This window comes from Aeromonas sp. 97A (genome assembly GCF_051919185.1).
GTDB classification, from domain to species: domain Bacteria; phylum Pseudomonadota; class Gammaproteobacteria; order Enterobacterales; family Aeromonadaceae; genus Aeromonas; species Aeromonas veronii.
In genome coordinates, this window is sequence record NZ_JBQBFF010000001.1 from 3,185,574 (window position 1) to 3,207,976 (window position 22,403).

Sequence of the window (22,403 nt, forward strand, 5' to 3'; positions counted from 1 at the left end):
CCACTGGCGCCGCTATGCGCCCCTGCCACCATTCATCGACGGTTAACCTCTGCCACGTATGCTGGCGCCAAATCGGGTCATCGGGGCCCGTTATCACTACTCAAAAGGACATCAGGGAATGGTTGCCGCGCAACTTCACGACCCCCAAACTACCCTCGCGGATACCCTGCGGGCCACCGCGCATGCCATCGACGAGAGCCACATCAGCCTGCGCCAGATGCTCGCGCTGGTGGGCGAGCAGGGCATGCTGCTGTTTTGCGTGCTGCTCACCGTCCCCTTCCTGCTGCCGGTCTCCATTCCCGGGGTCAGCACCCCGTTTGGCCTGCTGATCCTCTTTATCGGCATCGGCATCACCCTCAATCGGGTGCCTTGGCTGCCCGCCATGCTGATGGAGCGCCGCTTCGCCGCCGACCAGCTCAAGCCGACCCTGCACAAGGGGGCGGATCTGCTGGCCCGGGTCGATCGCGTTATCCGCCCACGCCTGCTGGTGCTGACCGGCAGCAACACGGTCAACCGCTGCAACGGCCTGCTGATCATGCTGGCCGCCCTGCTGCTGATGCTGCCCCTGGGCGCCATCCCGTTCACCAACGCCATGCCTGCCTGGGCCATCCTGCTGCTGGCCACTGGCATGTTGCAGCGGGATGGTCTGTTCGTCGCCAGCGGCTATCTGCTGGTAAGCGCAACCCTGGTCTGGTTCAGCGTGCTGGCCATCGGCTTGCTGATGGCGGGCCAGAGCGCCAGCGGCCTGCTCGGCTAACCCCGATGCACAGAAAAAGGGCGACCAGATGGTCGCCCTTTTTGATTTGTGCGGGATACCGCCCGGTCAAAGCAGATCGTAGATAAGGGCCGAGATGGCAAGCAGCCCCATCACCAACACAAAAAGGGTACTCGGCCCGCGATAACGCTTGAGTGCGGGCAAGCGATAGATGGAGCAGGCCGGCAGCAGAAACAGGATCACCGCGATCAGCGGGCCGCTGACGCGCTCGATGATGTCGAGCACATTGGGGTTCAGATAGGTGATGACGGCGGTCACCATAAACAGGATCACCGATGACACCCGGGCGATGGTTGACTCCTTGAGGGAGAGCCCCAGCCCCTGACAGGCACCGCTCACCATGCTCACCGTCCCCTCGCTCACCCCCATGGAGGTGCCGAGGAAGGATTTGGACATGGCCAGAATGGCGATGAGCGGCCCCACATAGGCGATCAGCGGATTGGAGAACTTGTTCGCCAGCGCCGACAGCACCGAGATATTGTCGGTGCGGGCCAGCGCCATCTCGGCCTGACTCAGACTCATCACGCAGCTCACCACGAAAAAGAGCACGCTGCCGCAAATCAGCATACTGCTGTACTTGATGATCCGCTTGGCGCGCAGGTCGGCGCTCTCCTGACAACGCTTTTTCTGCGCCGCGCTGAAGGAAGAAATAATGGGCGCATGGCTGAAAGAGAAGACCATCACCGGCACGATCAGCCAGAGGGATTTCCAGAACGCCGGATCACGCCAATCCACCGCCTGGCTCTCGCTGAAATAGGAGAGGCTCCACTGGGGCAGCAGATAGATAGAGAGGCCAATCAGAAAGGCAACCATCGGCAGTGCCAGCACGCTGATGGCCGACACCACGATCTGTTTGCCGGCCAGCAGCACCAGATGCAGGCCCAGCATCACCCCCAGCACCAGCAAGCCGCGCGGCAGCTCGGCATCCCCCAGCTGGTGAACCACGAAGCTCTGAATCGCGTTGGTGATGGAGATGCTGTAGACCAGAATGATGGGGTAGAAGGCCATCAGATAGACCAGCATCAGCAGCTTGCCCGCCTTGGCACCGAAGTGCTCCTCCACCACATGAGTGATATCCCCTTCCCGATGGGAGCTGGAGAGCACAAAGCGGCTCAATGCCCGGTGGGAATAATAAGAGAGCGGAAAAGCCAGCAATAAAATAAACAGCAAAATAACCGGAGAATTACTGCCAACAGTAATAGGGAGAAATAACGTACCGGCACCGACAGCAGTGGCATATAGGCCCATGGTCCATACCGAATCGCTTTTCTCCCATTTCAATTTTGAAACAGGGTTACTCTTTTCAGCAATAGAAACACTCATTGCAATATATACCTTATTAATCTGTCATCATTATTTTTATTGGCCCGAATAACAGGCTGGAGATATGTCGTTGCATATCGCCCTGCACATGAAAAAACAACGCCGCCAGCGGCCAACAGGGCCACCGGAGAGAAACGGAGCTGCCACGCTACCATCGTTGAAATCGCTATCCGGGTCAAGGTTAATAATTCATGACTGTTTGAATCGGAATGTTTCAAAAGACAACAGGATGTATCACATTCGTCACCCAAAACCAGATTCACGCCTGTTTGATAACATACCGATAAAACCTCATGCTGTTGCCCAACAACACAAATAAGACCAGCGATCAGGCCGATAATATTAACACCTTAAGCTGTGGAATATGAGTTAAATAATACGGCCAACTTTTCTACTAATTGACAGTGATGTCAGCCAATTTATTCAGGGTAAAAGCACAGGCTATTTCCCGCAGCAACCGGGGTGGCACTCTCAACCTGCCGGGCAGTGCGCCACCCGGTTGCGGCCTGCCCGCTTGGCCCGATAGAGCCACTCGTCGGCCCGGGCCAGCGCCTGATTGATCTCCTCCTCCGGCTGCACCAGGGTTGTGCCCAGACTGACCGTGATGGCGACCGGATCGGCAGGCAGCGCTTCGACGGCGGCACGGATCTGCTCCGCCATCTGCTGCAAACCGGCTTCATCGATCCGCGGCAGCAGGATCAGAAACTCCTCGCCACCGCTGCGCACAAAGAGGTCATCCGCCCGCAACAGAGCATCGATACAACTACTGAAGCGCTGCAAGGCCCGATCTCCCTGCTGGTGGCCGTAACGATCGTTGAGCTGCTTGAAGTGATCGATGTCGAGCATGATAAGGCCGCAGGGGGCCTCCCCTGCCCGCAACGGCTGGCAGTGCTCGAAGAAGAAACGGCGGTTGTAGAGGCCGGTCAACTGGTCGGTTTCACTCTGGCGCAGCAGTCGCTGCTGCAACTCGTACTGGCGGGTGATATTGCGGGTCACCCAGGCCACCGCCCGCTTGCCGTCATAGAGGGAGGGCAGCGGCGCAATCTTGCCCTCGAAACGCTGTATCCCTTGCGGCCCGGCGGCAGCATTGATCCCCCCCACTTCGACGGCGGAGAGCTCATACTCCACCACCCGCACCTGACCGTTTGCCAGCGACTCGGCCACCTGCGCCTTGACCCACATGGCCATCTCGGGTGGCAGCACATCTGCCAACTGCTTGCCCGCCAGCGGATTACCGTCGTGATAGGATTGCTGCTCCATGCCGCCGATATATTCCACGTAATAGCCATCTTCACTGAGGATAAAGACGGGATCTGGCAGCTGGGCCATCACTTCATAAAGCTGGGTTACCGAAAGCGCCACGGAGACTCCTGTACTTCAGCGTCAAACAGGGGGAGATATTCTGCCTCAAGAGGACTCACTCGCCCTCATCGGCAGAACAGAAAAATCTGCGGCCACAGCCAACAATCCTTTACATCTAGCAGCCTGCCAGCCTCTCGGCCAGCGCGTTGCAACTCCCGCCACTGAGCTCGCTCACAGCGGCGAAAGCCCCCTCCCCCGGTCGCGCATATCCCATTGTTTCAACTCACAAGTTCATTTACGCTGGCCGTCCTGAGTCCAGTTTTCACCTCATCAGCCATCAGGAACGCCAGCCACCCGCAACCGCAGGGGCTGTACCACGGAAAAGGAATCGCCAGATGAAAAACGCCATCGTCACCGCCCGCTTCGACGCCATTAGCACCGAAGGGGAACAGCTCGTCCTCAAAATCGCCATCAAGGCCCCCGAGCCGGATCCCAAGTCCGCCAGCGGTGACTGGCGCTGCAAGGTGAAACTGGCGGGGCTGAGCGACAAAACCTTTATCTACGGCATCGACAGCCTGCAGGCCCTGAGCCTCGCCATCAAGTTTGTCGAGACCGAGCTGCGCGCCTTCTCCGATGCGGGCTGGCAGTTCTATCTGCCAGGCAGCCCCGATCACCCCATCGACATGAGCGCCTGCTACTTCCCGGCGCTCTAGCCCGCCCATCCAAGGAGACCAGATGCACGGACCCGATCCCGCCAATCCCCACCCCATGAACGGCTTCCCCCAGGTGTGCTTTATCAAGAACACCATCAAGGGGCCCAATATCGAGGTGGGTGATTACACCTATTACGACGACCCGGAGGATTCGGCGGGCTTCGAGCGCAACGTCCTCTACCACTTCCCCTTCATCGGCGACAAGCTCATCATCGGCAAGTTCTGCGCCATCGCCCGCGGGGTGAAGTTCATCATGAACGGCGCCAACCACCAGACCTCCGGCTTCTCCACCTACCCCTTCTTTATCTTCGGCAACGGCTGGGAGAGCGCCGCCCCCGCCCCGGGCAGCCTCCCCTACAAGGGCGATACCATCATCGGCAACGATGTCTGGATTGGCTATGACGCCCTGATCATGCCGGGGGTAAAAGTCGGCAACGGCGCCATTATCGCCGCCCGCTCCGTGGTCACCGGTGACGTGCCCGCCTACGCCGTGGTCGGCGGCAACCCGGCCAAGGTGATCCGCTACCGCTTCGACGACGACACCATCGCCCGTCTCAACGCCATCGCCTGGTGGGACTGGCCGGTGGAGCAGATCAGCCGCAACCTGCCGCTTATCAGCGGCGGTGAGATAGCCGCGCTGGAAGCGGCAACCCGTTAGAGACAACCACCATCAAGCAGGAAGCACTATGCAACTAACCCCACCCCAACCGCCTCAGGACGATGAGATCGAAGCGCTGCGCATTGGTCTCTCGGGCTTCAACAAGGATCACGCCGGCACCCATCTGCGCGAACGGATCGCCAGCTTTATCAAAGATGAAGAGGGCAAGGTACACGGCGGCATCATCGCCGACATCAAGTGGGGCTGGCTGCACGTCGACTGGCTCTGGATCGACGAAAGCATCCGCCGCGATGGCTGGGGCGGCCGCCTGCTGGGCGCCATGGAGCAGTACGCCCAAAGCAAGGGCATCAGCAACTACCATCTGGAAACCACCAGTTTTCAGGCCCTCCCCTTCTACCAGAAGCAGGGTTACGAGGTCTTTGGCCAGCTGCCCGATATGCCGCCGGGGCATATCAGTTACTTTCTGAAAAAGCAGTCATAAGCCGATGAGCTGCCGCAACAGCCCTGCAATAAACAAGGCGCCGGGTAGCAGGAGTCTCTCCTTCTACAGGCGCCTTGCCTTGCTCTTTGCACTGCTTACAACCAGCTCCAGCGCCTTTGCCCTGTCACTACACGATCTGGATCCGGCATTTGAGCGGTGCGAAGCGCTCAAGTCACAACACAGCGCCACACTGCCCGCGAAAAGCGACCCCTTCTGGTCACTGGAGAAGGAACAACAGACGACCGTGCTGATCTATCTGCATGAGAAAAGCATGGAGCGCTGCACCGCAGCAGAAGTGGATGCGCTGGCGATCAAGGCGTTCCATCAGGCGGTAGAGGGAGACCGTAGTTTTCTCGACACCCTGATCAAGGCGAGAACCACCACGCTCACTCCCGCCCAGCAAGCTCAGTTGCAGCAAGTCGGCCAAGCAGAGCTGGATAGATTGGCCGGGATGAAGGAATTTGCTCAGCCTTTCTCGCTGACGGCTTCCCTCAAGCAACTGGGCAGCGCAGCCCCATAGACACCATCAAGCAGGAAGCACGATGCAGCTCACTACCGTTGCCAACACCCAGATCGTAATCCGCCCATTCGAGCCGAGCGATGCTGACGAGTTTGTCCGCGCGGCCCACGAATCGATCGAGACGGTCGGTAAATGGATGAGCTGGTGCTCCCATTCATTTACTCGGGAAAACGCACTGGAGTGGTTTACCAACTGCGAGCAGGATCGCGAAGCGGGACGTGCCTTTGACATGGGCATTTTCTGCGCCACCACCGGCCAGCTGTTGGGTGGCGCAGGTATCAACCAGCTGTCGCCCCACCATCGCTACGGCAATATCGGCTATTGGGTACGCCAATCCCGCCAAGGCTGCGGCATCGCCCGACAGGCGGTCGCCCTGCTCCGTGACTTTGGCTTTCGGCAGCTGGGTCTATTTCGGCTGGAGATCGTGATGGGAATCGGCAACAGCGCCAGCGAAGCGGTTGCCATCGCCGCAGGGGCTACCTTTGAGTGCCGGGCAAGGAACCGTATCTTTCTCCATGGACTGCCTATGGATGCGAATGTTTACTCCCTTATTACAGCCTACTAAATCTTGCAGTAGAGCAAATCCTATCGACCTCGATAACCTGCATGGACGATGGTCATGGAAAACTCACTCTGCACTTTCACCTAGGCACCCCAGACACAGAAGCCAAAATAGCGTACCCCTCAGAATTTCATTATATAAGACCCAATTATTTATGTTGGGACGTATATAGTATTCGCTTCAACTTAAAAACCAACTCTTAAGTGAGCATATGTATTAACCAAGAAGGTGTCACCTAAATAGTAGTAACGCCAAAATATTGAAAATGGATGTTTCACTGTCAACATTGCAGAAATAGTTTGCTCTGCACGAATTTTGTCCACCTCTGGAGATTTTTTATTTCTTAAAACGCGTCTAGCATTCAATAAGTCTGTGTAGTGATCCCATAACTGCTCCATCAAGGCCTCACGGCTTATACCTCGCAATGCAGTATTTTCAAGGTTAAAGCATTCATCAAGTAATCTTGCCGTGTTTATCATTTCTTGAGTCGGATTCTGGCTAGTAGTTCCGACCATCACCCTATCTGATGGTGCTGATGGCATCTTGCAACTAATTAATGAGCCTACATCCAAGGCACCATCTGTACAGTCAAGAAGATTGACATGTCGATTACTTTTGATGCTATTACAACGCGAGCAAGAGTAAAAAAGATTCTCCCAAGAATATTTTAACGCATCATCACCCTCATGAGGAATAAAATGTTCTACTTCTACATCTTGAATCTCATCACGTTCACAAAGATAACATTTTTCAAAGAACATTGGTTTTAACACTACGAGAACTTCCTCTTTAGTGTAATGACCTCTTGCTATACATGCAGGTGCCGGATAAATTCGAGTAACATTAAACATCTGCTACTCCTCACCATCATTAGCATCAAGAAGTGCATTCTTACCAAGAAGAAGAAACGCTTTCGACTTCGAGTCCAATCGTGCTTCATGAGGCTCAATTAAATTAACAACCTTTTGCAACTCATCTTTGTTAATCGGCCTCTGCTGTATAAGTTGAGCCATCAGCTCTAGCTGTTCATTTAACAGATTAGATGTACTATCAACACCTAGTAAACCTTTCAAAATTGACTCATAAGAATACATCGACAAGTCTTCTAAGCACTCCATTTTACTTAAGTCATAAATAACTGAATCATTTACTGATTGGATAACAAATGGTGAATGCGTGGTAATAATAAACTGAATTTTTGGGAAGGCTTTGTCAAAAAATGAGAAAATCTTCCTTTGAATTGAGACATGTAGATGTGCATCAATTTCATCAATTAAAACAAATCCCGAAATTTTATTTGATGGTACATCACGAAGCTCAACCTTCATTAATAAATCAGCATAAATACTGAGAATAGAACTGTAACCAGATGAAAGATTGTCAAATCTAAATGGTTCTTTCCCATCTTGATGTATATAAAAAGCCTGTTCTTCAGGATTATATTTCAGAGACAATTGACTATCTTCAAATAAATTACGAAGATCGCTTTCCACTTTATCAAACCAGCTGTTGATTTGCTTTGCTTTCTCTGGGTTATTTTCACGAGCAATTACATGGCTACCATAGTTATAATAACTAACAAGATATCTTTCAAATTTATCACTTGAGTCCTGCAATATATCCTCTTGCATGCCACGTTGTTTAATCGATGCGATATTTTCTACTTGCCCATTATTTGCCAATTGATTAGCTAATCGATTCGCCTCAAAAAACCTAAGAACAAATGCCTTTTCATTTAGCAATGAAAATATGTCCATGAGGCCTTCAAATTCTATTTTTTCATTTATTGACTGCTGATGTTTTTTTGAAATCTCATCTACTCTATCTTTATGATATTGATAGTGCTGATGAGACAAATCTATGCTATTAAATGTTTCCTGGGCGCTTTCCAACTCACGTAATATTACATCTTCCGGTTGAATTTTCCGTTCAAGAACCCCGCGTAGATAGTCATTTAATTGACGTAAAAATCTTGTTTTACCACAGCCATTTGCACCAGTAATAATAAGATTCTTACCATTTAACGGTATTTTTACTCTCTTATCTATACTCCCAGATAGTTTAAAATCAATTTCCTTTATCATAATTCTCTCCATCTATTTACAGACAAAATAGTATCGTAACAATCATACCAAGCATTGCATGCAATTTCACCAAGGCTAAATAGGCTACACCATATGTGAAGTCAAATGCACGCTGATATGATTGCCATTAACATTATTTTTTGGATAAAAATATCAGCATAGAAGAACTCTATATCGGCTTCCTTTTTAAGTGTGGAAGAAAGCTTGATTGCCACAACGATTAACCAGAGTTTCACATATCCGCTGCAATACCGACGATGGTGATATAAAACCATTCATTAGTGCTGCAATGCGTTCCGCTTATTACACCCTACGACTACCCCCTGAGGTGATGGCGGGCACGGTTTTGGTTCCCCCTCTTATTCGCAGAGGTGAGCACGCTTGACCAGGCCGCGAGACAGGATGTCGAGCGAGCGGCGCCGGGCCATGGATGGCCCGTCGGCGCGTGCCGTCGGACAAGCGGGTGAGCCGAAGGAACCCGACGAAGTCGGGCGAATAAGTGGGGGTGGCCTTTCTTTTGGTGACTTTTCTTTGGCCACGCAAAGAAAAGTTACTCGCCCAAGCCCGAAGGGCGGGCGAAACCCCTTCGAGGCCAGCGGCCTCGCGTCCTGCACGGCGAAGCCGTGCCATCGACTATCCCCCCGGACGATTACGCCTGACGGCTAATCGACCCTACGATTGCACGACGCAGCCGTGCCTGCTTGCCACAGGCACGGAGTCTGGCTGGACGCCGGGATGCCACCGGCAAAGGGGGGCGTGGCCGCCCCTATCGGCCCAAGAAGGGCTCCCAGTCCTTGAACACCGGCTGCAAGCCGGCCTGCCGCACGGCGGCGGCCACCTCTCCTACCGGCCTGTCGTCGTGGATGGCGAACTGCTCCAGCTCCTCTGCATCCCCCTCGGCATAGCCTCCCGGCTGGGTGCGCGACTCGGCCGACATCTGGGTGATGCCAAGGCGCACCGCGCCGTTGCGAAAGGTGGCCGACTCGCGGGTCGAGAGGGACAAGTCCAGCGTGGGCGAGAAGAGGCGCCAGGCGCAGATCAGCTGGGCCAGCTGGCGATCCGACATAACCACGGCAGGTTCAAGTCCGCCGGTGCAGGGGCGCAGGCGCGGGAAGGAGAGCGAGTAGCGGCTCTGCCAGTGGTGGCGCTCAAGCCAGCTCAGATGCTCGGCGACAAAGTAGCTGTCGGCACGCCAGTCCGAGGAGAGGCCGATCAGCGCCCCCAACCCGATCTTGTCGATACCGGCGCGGCCAAGTCGATCCGGCGTGGCGAGGCGCCATGCGATGTCCCGCTTGTTGCCGCGCAGATGGTGGCGGGCATAGGTGGGGGCGTGGTAGGTCTCCTGATAAACCATTACGGCATCGAGGCCGAGGCTTTTCAGCTCGGCATAGTCGGCCTGCGAGAGGGGCTGCACCTCCATCCCCACCGTACTGAAGTGGCGGCGGATGATGGGCATCACCTCGCGAAAATAGGCGAGCCCCACCTTGTGCTCGTGCTCGCCGGTCACCAGCAGCACGCTGTCAAAACCGCGCGCCTTGATGGCCAGACACTCGCGCTCAATCTCGTCGCTATTCAAGGTCTTGCGCTTGAGGCGGTTGCTCATGGAGAAGCCGCAGTAGGTGCAGTCGTTGGCGCACAGATTCGACAGATAGAGCGGCACATAGAAGCCGATGGTGTTGCCAAAGCGCTGGCGGGTCAGCCGCTCGGCCTCGGCTGCCATCTGCGGCAGATAGGCTTCGGCGGCTGGGGAGATCAGCGCCATAAAATCGCTCTGGGTGCGGCGCGGTGCGCTCAGGGCGCGGGCCACATCGGCGGCTGTCTTGGCGCGGATCTGCATGCCGATATCGTCCCACTCCAGCTCCTGCCATCGGTCGAGAAAGGTAAGCTCTTTAGCCCTCCCCCCCAGCCCCTCTCCCTTATTTTGTGAAGAGCCAAGAGGGGAGCTAAACACATCAACCACAGGAGAAACCGAGAAAGAGGGCGTGGCGATTGGATATTGTCCCGCGCCAGCATCATGACTCATAACGCCCCCAGAAAATCGGTGAGCGGGCTGGAGGCTTGGGCCTGCAGGGCGCGGGCGCCGAGACCTGCCTCATAGGCGCTGCGCCCGGCGGTGCAGGCCAGCGCAAAGGCGCGGCCCATGGCGACCGGATCGCCGCTCACCGCGATGGCGGTGTTGACCAGCACGGCATCGGCGCCCAGCTCAAAGGCGGCGGCGGCATGGCTCGGCGCACCGATCCCCGCATCCACCACCACCGGCACATTGGCCTGCTCGACGATGATGGCGAGAAACTCCCGGGTCACCAGCCCCTGATTGGAACCGATGGGCGCACCGAGCGGCATCACGGCGGCGCAGCCCACCTCTTCCAGCCGTTTGCAGAGCACGGGGTCGGCCCCGCAGTAGGGCAGCACCACAAAGCCCTCTTTCACCAGCTGCTCGGCGGCTTTCAGCGTCTCTATGGGATCGGGCAGCAGATAGCGCGGATCGGGGTGGATCTCCAGCTTAAGCCAGTTCGTGCCCAGCGCCTCGCGGGCGAGATGGGCGGCAAACACCGCCTCAGCGGCGCTCTTGGCGCCTGAGGTGTTGGGCAGCAGCTTGACCCCGAGTTGCAGCAAGGGGCTCAGGATATCGTCGTGGGCCTTGCCCGGTTCGAGCCGCTTGATGGCCATGGTGACCAGTTGGGAGCCACTCGCCTCGATGGCGGCAGCCATCAGTTCCGGGCGGGCAAACTTGCCGGTGCCGGTAAAGAGGCGCGAGGAGAAGGTGTGATCGGCAATGGTCAGCATGTCAGCCTCCCGCCACAGTGGTAAGAAGAGATGAAGTTCCGCCGCAAGGCAGAACGCTCGAAGATGGGATCGCAAGCATCATGGATCAGCCTCCCGCAATGGCGGTAAAGAGGTGAAGTTCATCCCCGTCATTGAGACGGGTCTCGGCCCAGCGGCCACGGGGCAGCACGGTGCCGTTAAGGGCTACCGCCACTCCCTGTGGATTAACGTCTTGCGCCGCCAGCAGGTCGGCCACGCTCTGCCCTGTCGCCAGCGGCTGCGCTTTATCGTTGAGTCGAATGGTCAAGGTCATGGGGTGATCTCCTTATCGTGTGACGGGCATCGGCGCTGCCCGCAAACCGGGCAATCGGGATCGGGGGCCAGAGTGAGGGTCTGCCACTGATGGGTCAAAGCATCGAAGCGGCGCAATGTGCCAGCGACCGGGCTTGGCATCCCGAGCAGCAGTTTCAATGCCTCCAGCGCCTGCAAGGAACCCATCACCCCGACCAGCGGGCCGGTGACGCCGCTGGTCTCGCAGCTCTCCTTGATCTTGGTATCCAGCGGATAGAGGCAGGCGTAGCAGGCGTGATCCGTACCTGTGCGCGCCATCAGCTGCCCCTGCCAGCCCACTGCGGCGGCGGAGATCCAGGGCTTACCCTGAGCCACGCAGGCGGCGTTGATGGCCTGCCGAGTGGCGAGGTTGTCGCAGCAGTCGATCACCAGATCCACCTCGGCCACAAACTCCGGCAGGCTGGCGGCATCGAGCCGCTGGTTGATGGCGATCAGCTCCACCTGCGGGTTGTGGGCGGCCAAGCGCTCGCGGGCCAGCTCCGCCTTGGAGTGGTTGACCGCCTCGCTATCAAACAGGATCTGGCGCGGCAAGTTGCTGGAATCCACCGTGTCGCCATCAGCCAGCCACAAGGTGCCCACCCCGCCCCCCGCCAGATAGAGGGCGAGCGGTGAGCCAAGCCCGCCGAGGCCCACGATCAGCACAGACTTATCTTTCAGCCGTGCCTGCCCTTCTTCACCCACTTCCGCCAGCATCAGCTGGCGGCCGTATCGCAAATACTCAGCATCAGAGAGCATGGGCAGCCTCCTGCAAGTCGGTCATGAGCTGTGCTGAACGCGGCTCATCCCCCACCCCCACGGCCGCGAGCAGTCGCTCGGTCGCCCCCTGCCAGTCGTCGCTGGCCGTGATGGCCGAGACCAGCGCGATACTGCCGACCCCGCTCCCCTTGACCGCCGCCACCCGCTCCTCGCTGATGCCGCCGATGGCCACAGTCGGCCAGTCGCACATCAGGGCGCGGTAGCGATGCAGCCGCACCAGCCCCTGCGGGCGCGAAGGCATCGCCTTGGTGTTGGTCGAGAAGATATGACCCAGCGCCATATAGGAGGGCGCCAGCTCGCGGGCCCGCATCAGCTCGAAGTAGCCGTGGGTGGAGATGCCAAGGCGCAGTCCGGTGGCCTGAATGGCGGCGAGATCGGCGGTCTCCATATCCTCCTGCCCCAGATGCACGCCCCAGGCTCCCGCCTCGATGGCCTGCTGCCAGAAGTCGTTGATAAAGAGCCGCGCCCCATAACGGCGACCAAGCGCTACCGCATCGCGAATGGCCGGCGCCACCTCTGCGGCAGGCAGATTCTTGATCCGCAGCTGGATGGTCTTGACCCCCAGCCCCAGCAGGCGGCGCAGCCACTTGACCGAATCCACCACCGGATAGAGGCCGAGGTTGTGTTCGGTCGGCGCGAAGGGGCCATCCGGCAGGCGGGCGCTGCTTGTCTGATAAAGTCCGAAGCGGCGATCGAGGGTTGATCCCGCCAACACGGCGCGGGGGAAGTGGGCAAGATCGGCGGGCCAGCCAAGATGGGCGATGGGGCCCGGGCCTGCGCCCACTCCCTGCGCTGCAGCCAAGCCCTGTTGCAGGTAGGCACGCGCCAGGGTGATGGCGTCTTCCACCGGATAATCCTGCGCCACCACGGCGGCGATGGCGCTGGCGTAGCAGCAGCCGGTGCCGTGGCCGTGGCGGGTATCTAGGCGCGGTGCGGCGAGCCAGAATTCGCGGGTCTCGTCTTGGTAGTAGTCGAGGCAGAGCTCACCGCTCCAACCCAGATGGCCGCCCTTGACCAGCACGGCGCGAGCGCCCAGTTCGCGCAGCCGCTGGGCGGCGAAGCGCACCAGCACAGGGCTGGTCGCAGGAATGCCGGTCAGGGCCTCCAGTTCGGGGCCGTTGGGGGTGATGAGCGACAGACGTGGCAACAGCTGTTCACGCACCGCCTCCAGCATATTGGGCTCCGCCATCGGGGTGCCGGTGCTGGCGATGGCCACCGGGTCGTAGACCACGAAGGGGGCCTCGATGGCAGCCAGTCGACGGGCCAGCACCTCCACATGGAGCCGGGTCGGCAGCAGACCGATCTTGATGGCGGCAGGCGGCAGATCGACGCCGAGGGCGTCAATCTGGGCGGTGAAGGTCTGCATCAGCACGGGGTCGACCATCTTCACCGCCACCGAGTTCTGGGCGGTAATGGCGGAGATGACCGAGCAGCCGTGCACGCCAAGGTCGTGCAATGTATGCAAGTCGGCCTGAATGCCGGCGCCGCCGCCGGAGTCGGAACCGGCGATGGTCCAGACAACTGGGCGGGAGTCCATCACGGGCGACAGATCGGCGGGGCTGACAGCCCCGCTTGCACTGCTCACGCCTCCTCCCCTGCGGCCTGTTTCAGCGCCGCCGCCTGATGGTAGATCTCGCCGCCGGTCTCCTTGAAGGTCTCCGCCATCCGAGCCATGCCGCTCTCCACCTGAGCCACTACCTGCTCCTGCTGGCCATCCATGCCGACCAGCTTGATCTCTACCGCCTCAAGCTTCGCCGCGTAATCGCGCACATCCTGAGTGATCTTCATGGAGCAGAACTTGGGCCCGCACATGGAGCAGAAGTGGGCCACCTTGCCGGACTCCTGCGGCAGGGTCTCATCGTGGTAGGCACGGGCAGTGTCGGGGTCGAGGGCCAGATTGAACTGATCCTCCCAGCGGAATTCAAAGCGCGCCTTGGACATGGCGTTGTCCCGGATCTGGGCGCCCGGGTGCCCCTTGGCCAGATCGGCGGCGTGAGCGGCGATCTTGTAGGTGATAAGCCCCTGCTTCACATCCTCCTTGTTGGGCAGCCCCAGATGCTCCTTGGGGGTGACGTAGCAGAGCATGGCGCAGCCGTACCAGCCGATGAGCGCGGCGCCGATGCCGGAGGTGAAGTGATCGTAACCCGGCGCGATATCGGTGGTGAGCGGGCCCAGCGTATAGAAGGGCGCCTCGTGGCAGTGCTCCAGCTGCTCGGTCATGTTGCGCTCGATCATGTGCATCGGCACGTGGCCCGGCCCCTCGATCATCACCTGCACGTCGTACTCCCACGCGATTTTGGTCAGCTCGCCCAGAGTGCGCAGCTCGGCGAACTGGGCCTCGTCGTTGGCGTCATAGACGGAGCCCGGACGCAGACCGTCGCCCAGCGACAGGGCCACGTCATAGGCGGCGCAGATCTCGCAGATCTCGCGGAAGTGCTGGTAGAGGAAGTTCTCTTTATGGTGGGAGAGGCACCACTTGGCCATGATGCTGCCGCCGCGCGAGACGATGCCGGTGAGGCGCTTGGCGGTCATCGGCACAAAGCGCAGCAGGACGCCGGCGTGGATGGTGAAGTAGTCCACCCCCTGCTCGGCTTGTTCGAGCAGGGTGTCGCGGAACAGCTCCCAGGTGAGGTCTTCGGCGATGCCGTTGGTCTTCTCCAACGCCTGATAGATGGGCACGGTACCGATGGGGACCGGGCTGTTGCGCAGGATCCACTCGCGGGTCTCGTGGATGTAACGGCCGGTGGAGAGATCCATCACTGTGTCGGCGCCCCAGCGGGTGGACCAGACCAGCTTCTCCACCTCCTCTTCGATGCTGGAGGTGACCGCCGAGTTGCCGATGTTGGCGTTGATCTTCACCAGAAAATTGCGGCCGATGATCATCGGCTCCGCTTCCGGGTGGTTGATGTTGCTGGGGATGATGGCGCGACCGGCGGCCACCTCATCGCGCACGAATTCGGGGGTAATGTTCTGGGGCAGGCGGGCACCGAAATCGCGGCCCGGATGTTGGGTGCGCAGCAGCTCGGAGCGCACCCGCTCGCGCCCCATGTTCTCGCGAATGGCGATAAATTCCATCTCGGGAGTGACGATACCGGCACGGGCGTAGTGGAGCTGGGTGACCCGGCGACCCGGCTTGGCGCGGCGCGGTTTCGGCAGATGTTCGAAGCGCAGGTGATCCAGCCCCTCATCGGCCAGACGCTCCTGAGTGAAGGTGGAGCTGAGCCCCGGCAGTTCGTCGGTATCATCCCGTTCCAGCACCCAGTTCTCCCGCAGGCGCGGCAGACCGCGGCGCACATCGATGGCGACCCCCTCCTCCCCGTAACGGCCCGAGGTGTCGTAGACCGGCACCGGCTCGTTGGGCTCGAATTGGGGATTTTCTTTGGTGCCGCCGACGAAGGTGTCGGCCAGTTGGATCTCCCGCAGGGGCACCCGGATATCGGCGCGGGAGCCTTCGATAAAGATGCGGCGGGAGTTGGGGTGAGCCATCCCCTTGAGGCTATCGATAAAGGCCTGGGCGCTGGAGCGCTGCTCGCGGCGGCTGGATTTGGTGGTATCAGATACAGAAGTAGACATAGCAAAACTCACATTAACTGGTTGAAGTTATGGGTGTTTGCTTGTCTGGAGTTCGAGGAGAAGATGAACTTGCGGCGGGGAGTTTATCTCGGGAGGGAGTGCGCGCGGGATGGATCTCCGCGCCGCTGTTCTGCCACTTCCCGCTCTCTGCACGCTGTGGGCAAGGCGCCCCACATGCTGGACAACCGGACGGGACAGACTCCCTCCTGTGCGCCCTGACCCATCAAGGATGCTCCCTTCGATGAGCGGAAGAGGCTTGTCCCTCCTCCGGCGCGGTAACCCGCAAGTTACCCTTGTTCCCTTCGCAGGTTTTAACCTGATCAGGTTCCACGGATCCCGAATTAACGGTCTCAGCTTCGCGTCGTTCGACGGTCAGCACTCCGACAAGATGGCGCCAGTATAAGGGGGAAAATCTAAAGCACAAGCCGTTAACAATCTGGCCAACACGCCTCTTTCAACAAATGAGTGAACAATGCCTCACCACGGAGCCACCCCAAACAGAGGTCAAACCTGCGTTGGCATCACCTTGGCACGCCACAGGTTCCCGCTGTGATCATTCAGGGACAAGAGGAGAAAAAGAGGGAAAATCGAGGGGCGCAGGGCAAACAGAAACAGGCCCCTATGAAAGGGGCCTGCGAGTGAGGTTATTGAACCGGAACTATGGTCAGGGATACGTTGCCAAACCCTTCGTTGGCAAGGGCCTCCTGATCCAGATCTACACCGGTCAGAGCCACACCTTCAGCAGAGGCGTTACGCAACTGGGCAGAGGCCGCGGAACGGGTCTGGGGCTGACCGATTTCGATATCGCCGGCAAACTGGCTCTCGGCATAGAAGTCACCGGTCACTGCCGAACGGATCGGGCGCAGCACACGACCCAGGTTATTCTGCATGGTCGACAAACCATACTCGCTGATGGTCCAGTTCCAGTCCCACCACTTCACTTCACCCGGGATATAACGCTTGTCCCACTGGTAACGGATGCTGCTCGCCTTGTCGCGGAACGGGCCGACGGCAAAGGTGTGCTCCCAGGTGGGGCGATTCTCCGGATGGGTATACCAGGCATTGCCGCCCCAACGCAGGAAGCCCTTCATGGTCAGGTCATAATTGACCTCGGCCTTGAACTCGTAGGGGTAGGAGATGTTGGACTTGTAGAGCGCAACCCGCACCGGCAGGCTGGAGTGAGGCGGCACCGTGGGGCGCGCTTCAACCGAGACGGTCTCGGTCGTCGAGCCTCCTTTCTGGGAGGCCCAGCTCTGGCTCGCGGCGATCTCGATAGCCAGTTCGGTTTCACCCACCAGCGGCCACTGAAACTTGTTCTTGGTGGTCACCTTCTCGCTCAGGCTGTAGGTGTCGGTCTTCGACCAGTTGGTTGCCTTGTCGTACTTCAGGGTCACCACCACCTGCTGAGGCAGGTCGGTGTAGTTGGTCGCATTGGCCGTGATGGTCTTGACCAGCTGCTTGCCGCTCTCGGTGACCTGACCATGGCTGAAGGAGTCGGGTTCCAGGGTATATGAGAAGTTGCTTACCTTGATGGAACTCTTCTCCCCGCAACGATATCCGGAGCAGCCGCCGTCATTATTTCCCTTTATCAGCCAGCCATCGCCAACCCGGGTAACATCCATATCCTCCCCGACATAGGGACTATGATTTCCACCCACCCAGGCGTATCCCAAATAATGGGCGAGATAACTGACTGGCTTGATAAAATAATCATTGTCGTGGACAAGCCGCCATTGCACATCGACCTCATCACCCGCCGGAATATTCCAGTCAGAGAGTGTTGGTATTTCTCCGGAAACTGGTGAGTTGGGATAACACCAGGTTTCTCCGGCAGTGCCCTGTTTGATTTCGCCATTATATCCCGGCCCCATAATCACCCAGCGATCCGCCAGCCCGGTGATCTGCCACTGCCCCATGCGGCTGACCAGATTACCCTTGATACTCATGGCTTCATCGCGGGTCAGAGGACGGTAACCACTGGCACAGACGCCCGTGCCAAGACCCGCCCACTTGACCTGATCAGGGTAGACAGGTTCAGCCGCCTGCACCTGAGCGAGCATCAATGAAGACGCCAAAAACGCCAGATTGGCGGTAATTATTCTATTCATCATTTATCCCTCTTTCAGACATACGATAATTGTTATTGTGTAGAAATATCCTTTTTCATTTGACAGGTATGGACTCCGACAAAACCTGACACAAATAAAATAAACCACCAAAAAACATCCATGACAAACAAAATAATGGTGATACAGGAAAATAATTAGAGCGATGACTTTATTGAGGAATAAATCATAAATATTGTGACAGTCATTATTTAATGGCTGCCACAATATGGTGAAACCATATTAAATAAGAAGATGCTGAATTACTCTTCCGGATTGATCACTTCAATTCCCTGCAATATTCCATCCGCCGAACGGATCAATACCAGCTCGCTCCCGGCGTGCAGATCGGCGACCGAGCCGTTGACCCAGCGCACCTGCGGATTGAGTGGCACAGTGCCCAGGGTGGCCAGGGTGAGCTGCCGGTCATCGAAGGATTGCAGGCGATCTTGCGCCCGCTGCCAGGGCTGATTGGCCAGCGGGGCTCTGGCGGCCAGCAGCTCAATGCGGGTGGCAACGCCATCGGTGACCAGCAGGGCGAGCTGGTCGCCGGGTTTGAGTGGCTGCGGCCAAATCTCCCCCTGCCGCCAGATGGCGGCACTGCCCAGCTCCACTTCGGCCCCCTGAAATTGCAGGCGGATGCCGTCGCTGTGCTCCAGCTCCACCAGCCACAATTCGTCGGCTCCCGCCTGCGCCGCCCAGAGCGGCACACCCAGCATCCATGCACACCACTTTCTCGATTGTTCCATCTTCGTTCGTCCCTGAACAAAAAGCCCATGCAGGACAAGCATGGGCTTCATTCGGGAGCATTTCTAATCGGAACGCAGAGATCGGATCAGTCATCCTCGCGGCAGCGGCTCAGGCGCATGCCGTCAAACTTGCACTCCAGCTCGAGCCAGCGCCCTTCGAACGGCGTCAGACTGTTGTCCGAGGTGGTGTAGCCCCAGATCCGCCCCCCTTCGACCGGCCCCTCCAGATCCATCTCGTCCTTGTCATCCTCGTCGAGGGCTTCGACCTTGCGCACATAGCGCACGCCGTTCTCCACCACCCCCTTCATCTCGACCCAGGTACCGCCGAGATCATCCTCGTTGAGCCAATCCTTGAAGCGGGTCTGGTCGTCGATCACGAACGGCATGCCGTTGACCATCAACTGGCCAAGCTGCCAGGTGGTGCGGCCGGTCAGTTTGAATTCGGTCGCCTGTGCGGTGCCAAGTGGCAACAAGATCAGCAACAGGAGGGCGCAGAGAGACTTCTTCATCAGGGATCCTCGGGGTTACACTGGCAAACAGGATGCCGAATCCGGTGTGAAAAGAGCGTGAAACGCTCACCAACCAGGAGAGCAAAGCATGAAGATTTTGGTAGTGGAAGACAATCCTCAGGTGGCGGAAACCATCATGGATTATCTGGAGCTGGCCGGTCACCGCCTCGATTGTGCCTATCACGGTCAGGCGGCGCTGCAGCTGCTGGAGGAGCAGCGTTTCGACGTCATCATCATGGATGTGATGATGCCGCGCCTCGATGGGCTCAGCACAGTGGCGCGCCTGCGCGAGCAGGGGATTGCCACTCCCGTGCTGTTTCTCACCGCCCGCGACAGCCTGGAAGACAAGCTAGCGGGCTTCAAGGCGGGAGGGGATGACTATCTGGTCAAGCCGTTCGCCATGGAGGAGCTGGAGGTGCGACTGCAAGCCCTCAGCCTGCGCGGCCCGCGCGGCGATGTGGGGGCCATCAGCTTTGGCGATCTGACGGTCGATGTCGCCAGCGGCCGCGCCACCCGCGCCGGTGAGCCCCTCAAGCTCGGCAAGATCCCGTTCCAAATCCTCGCCCTGCTGGCCCGCCGCGCCCCCGCCATCGTCAGCCGTCAGGAGGTGCTCGACACCGTCTGGGGGGATGAGGAGCCCGACTCCGATGCCCTGCGCAGCCATATCTACGCCCTGCGCAACGCGCTCGACAAACCCTTCCCCACTCCCATGCTGGAGACCCTGCACGGTCAGGGCTATCGACTGGTGAGCGCATGAGCCTGCCGAGCCTGCGCCGCCGCCTGATCATGGCGCTCGGCGGCGCCGGGGTAGTACTGCTGATCCTACTCTCCGGCCTGATGCTGGTGGCCGAGGACAAGATGGAGGAGCTGAGCCTGCGCCACTGGCTGGAAGCCGAAGTGACCCGCTACAGCGATGACTGGCTGCGACTCGGCCCGGCCGCCGCAGCCCCGAGCCCCAGACAGTTCTCCAGCTACTGGACCGAAGCGGGCCGTCTGCCGAAATGGCTGAAGCCCTACCAGACTCCCGGCTTTTTCGAGCATCAGCTGGGCAAGGAGGACAAACACTTTCTGGTGGCCCGTCACCCCTCCGGTGAGGGACTGCTCTATCTGGTGTTCAATGACGACGCCGATGACTACCTTGACCCCTACGAGGACAAGCTGCATCTGGCGACCCGGCTGATCGGGCTGGCGCTGCTGCTCGCCTGCCTCGGCTTCGGCATCTGGCTGGTACGTCATATCACAGGGCCGCTGCAACGGCTGCAGCACAGGGTCGCCCACCTCACTCCGGATCAGGCGGATTTCGAGCCCGACGCCCCCTGGCAGGAGCTGCGCGATATCGAACTGGCACTGTTGGCCGGTAAACAGGAGGTGAGCGCGGTATTCGCCCGCGAGCAGGAGTTCAGCCGCTTCGCCAGCCACGAGCTGCGCACCCCCAACATGGTGATCCAGGGCTCGGCCGCGCTGCTCGGCAAGGTGACGGATCTGCCCGCGCCAGCCGCCCGCGCCACCACCCGCATCCGCGCCGCCGCCGACGAGATGGCGCTGCTCACCGAGACCTTCCTGCTGCTGGGCCGCAAGGAGGCAGTGGAGCGACCGCTGCAGCAGGTGACCCCGCTGATCCGTCAGGAGCTGGCCCGCCTCGCTCCGCTGTTGCAGCGGGAGGCCCTCGATATCCGGCTTAATCTGGATGAGAGCAGCGAAGTCAACGCCCCCCTCTCCCTGCTCGCCATCGCCCTCGGCAACCTGCTGAAAAATGCCCTGAGCTATGCCGAGGGACATATCGACATCGAGCTGTGCGGCTCGGTGCTCACCATCAGCAACCCGACGGCGGCGGCGCCGGATCAGATCCTAGGCTACGGCTGTGGCCTCACCATCATCCAGCGCATCTGCGAGAAGCTGGGTTGGCAGATCGACACCCGGCTCGAGGATGGCGTATTTAGCGCCCGGCTGGCGATGATCACTGCCGAACAGTTCCCTCTCCCTTTGGGAGAGGGTTAGGGTGAGGGCGCAGTGGCACCGCCAACCCACCAGCCAGATAGCAACAAGGCGCCCGAGGGCGCCCTGTTTCTATCTGACGGATGCAAGCCTGAGGCTCACTCCGCCGGTTTGTTCTTGCGGCTCGCCTTGAGTTCGAGGAACTCGATGATCTTGCCGGCCACATCCTTGCCGGAGGCGGCTTCCACCCCTTGCAGGCCGGGGGAGGAGTTGACCTCCAGCACCAGCGGGCCACGGGCGCTGCGCAAAATATCGACCCCCGCCACGTCCAGCCCCATGATCTTGGCGGCCTGTACGGCGGTAGCGCGCTCTTCCGGAGTGATCTTGATCGCCTCGGCGGTGCCGCCACGGTGCAGGTTGGAGCGAAACTCTCCCGGCTGGGCCTGACGGCGCATGGCTGCCACCACCTTGCCGTTGACCACCAGACAGCGGATATCGGCGCCATTGGCCTCGCGGATATACTCCTGCACCAGAATGTTGTTGTTGGTCTGGATAAAGGCCTCGATCACGCTTTCGGCGGCCTTCTGAGTCTCGCAGAGCACCACACCAATCCCCTGGGTTCCCTCCAGCAGCTTCACCACCAGCGGCGCCCCACCCACCATGGTGATGAGGTCGGGCACGTCGTGGGTGCTGTGGGCATAGCCGGTGATGGGCAGGCCGATACCGTGGCGGGAGAGCAGTTGCATCGCCCGCAGCTTGTCGCGGGAGCGGCTGATGGCCACCGAGCTGTTGAGAGCCATGGTGTTCATCATCTCGAACTGGCGCAGCACGGCGGTGCCGTAGGCGGTAATGCTGGCCCCGATCCGCGGGATCACGGCGTCATAACTTCCCAGCTCCCCACCCTCGTAGTGAATGGAGGGGTTGTGGGAAGCGATATTCATATAGCAGCGCAGGGTGTCGAGCACCTCTACCTGATGACCGCGCGCCTGTGCCACCTCGACCAGACGGCGGGTGGAGTAGTTTTTCGGCTCACGGGATAAAATGGCGATCTTCATGACAATTCCGCTAGAAGGCTATGCCTGGGCAGGATGGGGCGGGAGAGTATAAGGTGCCACAGCGCCAAGACAACGCCAATTGTTTATCCTGACAACAAGACAAACCACACCAAACCGCACGCTACCACATCACTGTGACCAACAGGTTAAACGGCGGCTCTGCGCAGGTTGTTCAACCCGTGCAAGGATGCCGCCGTTTCTCGTTAAAGATCAACCGATGTCACG

The 22,403-nt window shown here is 58.9% G+C and carries 22 protein-coding genes and 1 riboswitch; of the genes, 8 read left to right on the forward strand and 14 right to left on the reverse strand.

The features are described 5' to 3' along the window. Positions 1–118 precede the first annotated feature (118 nt). Complete coding sequence (locus ACTG27_RS14390; RefSeq protein WP_069529294.1) at positions 119–757, forward strand: exopolysaccharide biosynthesis protein; 639 nt, start codon at positions 119–121, stop codon at positions 755–757. Between the two features lie 66 nt (positions 758–823). On the opposite strand, the gene ACTG27_RS14395 is transcribed toward ACTG27_RS14390, so the two are convergent. Together ACTG27_RS14395 and ACTG27_RS14400 are read right to left on the reverse strand one after the other, a co-directional pair. Beyond that, a complete protein-coding gene (locus ACTG27_RS14395) occupies positions 824–2,098 on the reverse strand; it encodes an amino acid permease (protein WP_101530032.1) in 1,275 nt (424 codons plus the stop codon). A gap of 471 nt (positions 2,099–2,569) precedes the next feature. Beyond that, positions 2,570–3,460 (reverse strand): diguanylate cyclase, encoded by an 891-nt coding sequence (locus tag ACTG27_RS14400; RefSeq protein WP_439979865.1) that lies wholly within the window; start codon positions 3,458–3,460, stop codon positions 2,570–2,572. Between the two features lie 335 nt (positions 3,461–3,795). Here ACTG27_RS14400 and ACTG27_RS14405 point away from each other — a divergent pair, with 335 nt between their 5' ends. The 5 genes from ACTG27_RS14405 to ACTG27_RS14425 all read left to right on the forward strand — a co-directional run bounded on the left by ACTG27_RS14405 (position 3,796) and on the right by ACTG27_RS14425 (position 6,298). Then, the gene (locus tag ACTG27_RS14405; RefSeq protein ID WP_439979866.1) at positions 3,796–4,113 is read left to right on the forward strand and encodes a DUF6968 family protein; all 318 of its coding nucleotides are present in this window, start codon (positions 3,796–3,798) and stop codon (positions 4,111–4,113) included. Positions 4,114–4,135: 22 nt separating this feature from the next. After that, positions 4,136–4,771 (forward strand): Vat family streptogramin A O-acetyltransferase, encoded by a 636-nt coding sequence (locus ACTG27_RS14410; RefSeq protein WP_439979867.1) that lies wholly within the window; start codon positions 4,136–4,138, stop codon positions 4,769–4,771. 28 nt (positions 4,772–4,799) lie between these two features. Next, on the forward strand, positions 4,800–5,213 hold the full coding sequence (locus ACTG27_RS14415) for a GNAT family N-acetyltransferase (RefSeq protein ID WP_429033983.1): 414 nt from the start codon (positions 4,800–4,802) through the stop codon (positions 5,211–5,213). 79 nt (positions 5,214–5,292) lie between these two features. Continuing rightward, positions 5,293–5,733: a hypothetical protein gene (locus tag ACTG27_RS14420; protein WP_439979868.1), complete on the forward strand. Its 441-nt coding sequence runs from the start codon at positions 5,293–5,295 to the stop codon at positions 5,731–5,733. Positions 5,734–5,755: 22 nt separating this feature from the next. Continuing rightward, positions 5,756–6,298: a GNAT family N-acetyltransferase gene (locus ACTG27_RS14425; protein ID WP_439979869.1), complete on the forward strand. Its 543-nt coding sequence runs from the start codon at positions 5,756–5,758 to the stop codon at positions 6,296–6,298. 182 nt (positions 6,299–6,480) lie between these two features. Here the strand turns inward: ACTG27_RS14425 and ACTG27_RS14430 are convergent, their stop codons facing one another. From ACTG27_RS14430 to ACTG27_RS14480, 11 genes are all read right to left on the reverse strand, one after another. Beyond that, positions 6,481–7,146, reverse strand: coding sequence for an HNH endonuclease (locus ACTG27_RS14430; protein ID WP_439979870.1), 666 nt, complete (start codon positions 7,144–7,146; stop codon positions 6,481–6,483). A 3-nt stretch (positions 7,147–7,149) separates the two neighbouring features. Then, entirely contained in the window at positions 7,150–8,379 is a 1,230-nt protein-coding gene (locus ACTG27_RS14435; RefSeq protein WP_439979871.1) for an AAA family ATPase, read from the reverse strand. 766 nt (positions 8,380–9,145) lie between these two features. Beyond that, the gene (gene thiH / locus ACTG27_RS14440; protein ID WP_439979872.1) at positions 9,146–10,402 is read right to left on the reverse strand and encodes a 2-iminoacetate synthase ThiH; all 1,257 of its coding nucleotides are present in this window, start codon (positions 10,400–10,402) and stop codon (positions 9,146–9,148) included. Beyond that, positions 10,399–11,166, reverse strand: coding sequence for a thiazole synthase (locus tag ACTG27_RS14445; RefSeq protein ID WP_439979873.1), 768 nt, complete (start codon positions 11,164–11,166; stop codon positions 10,399–10,401). The genes thiH and ACTG27_RS14445 overlap by 4 nt, the downstream gene beginning before the upstream one ends. Positions 11,167–11,251: 85 nt before the next feature. Next, complete coding sequence (gene thiS / locus ACTG27_RS14450) at positions 11,252–11,458, reverse strand: sulfur carrier protein ThiS (protein ID WP_368167316.1); 207 nt, start codon at positions 11,456–11,458, stop codon at positions 11,252–11,254. Then, positions 11,455–12,231 carry a HesA/MoeB/ThiF family protein gene (locus ACTG27_RS14455; protein ID WP_439979874.1) on the reverse strand — a complete coding sequence of 259 codons (777 nt, stop codon included), beginning with the start codon at positions 12,229–12,231 and terminating at the stop codon, positions 11,455–11,457. The genes thiS and ACTG27_RS14455 overlap by 4 nt, the downstream gene beginning before the upstream one ends. After that, positions 12,221–13,837, reverse strand: coding sequence for a thiamine phosphate synthase (gene thiE / locus ACTG27_RS14460; RefSeq protein WP_439979875.1), 1,617 nt, complete (start codon positions 13,835–13,837; stop codon positions 12,221–12,223). Before thiE ends, ACTG27_RS14455 begins: the two co-directional genes overlap by 11 nt. Next, positions 13,834–15,825: a phosphomethylpyrimidine synthase ThiC gene (thiC, locus tag ACTG27_RS14465; protein WP_041209655.1), complete on the reverse strand. Its 1,992-nt coding sequence runs from the start codon at positions 15,823–15,825 to the stop codon at positions 13,834–13,836. The genes thiE and thiC overlap by 4 nt, the downstream gene beginning before the upstream one ends. 280 nt (positions 15,826–16,105) lie before the next feature. Beyond that, a riboswitch (TPP riboswitch) is annotated at positions 16,106–16,218 on the reverse strand. Positions 16,219–16,469: 251 nt separating this feature from the next. Continuing rightward, the gene (gene aerA / locus ACTG27_RS14470) at positions 16,470–17,933 is read right to left on the reverse strand and encodes an aerolysin AerA (RefSeq protein ID WP_162838751.1); all 1,464 of its coding nucleotides are present in this window, start codon (positions 17,931–17,933) and stop codon (positions 16,470–16,472) included. A gap of 260 nt (positions 17,934–18,193) precedes the next feature. Continuing rightward, positions 18,194–18,679: a hypothetical protein gene (locus ACTG27_RS14475; RefSeq protein WP_439979876.1), complete on the reverse strand. Its 486-nt coding sequence runs from the start codon at positions 18,677–18,679 to the stop codon at positions 18,194–18,196. 86 nt (positions 18,680–18,765) lie between these two features. Beyond that, complete coding sequence (locus tag ACTG27_RS14480) at positions 18,766–19,188, reverse strand: hypothetical protein (protein ID WP_267529240.1); 423 nt, start codon at positions 19,186–19,188, stop codon at positions 18,766–18,768. An 88-nt stretch (positions 19,189–19,276) separates the two neighbouring features. Between ACTG27_RS14480 and ACTG27_RS14485 the strand changes: the two genes are divergently transcribed. Both ACTG27_RS14485 and ACTG27_RS14490 read left to right on the forward strand, forming a co-directional pair. After that, a complete protein-coding gene (locus ACTG27_RS14485; RefSeq protein ID WP_019446511.1) occupies positions 19,277–19,945 on the forward strand; it encodes a response regulator transcription factor in 669 nt (222 codons plus the stop codon). Continuing rightward, complete coding sequence (locus ACTG27_RS14490) at positions 19,942–21,186, forward strand: sensor histidine kinase (protein WP_439979877.1); 1,245 nt, start codon at positions 19,942–19,944, stop codon at positions 21,184–21,186. The genes ACTG27_RS14485 and ACTG27_RS14490 overlap by 4 nt, the downstream gene beginning before the upstream one ends. 95 nt (positions 21,187–21,281) lie before the next feature. Here ACTG27_RS14490 and rimK read toward each other — a convergent pair whose 3' ends face one another. Beyond that, the gene (gene rimK / locus ACTG27_RS14495; protein ID WP_005340088.1) at positions 21,282–22,178 is read right to left on the reverse strand and encodes a 30S ribosomal protein S6--L-glutamate ligase; all 897 of its coding nucleotides are present in this window, start codon (positions 22,176–22,178) and stop codon (positions 21,282–21,284) included. Positions 22,179–22,403 lie beyond the last annotated feature (225 nt).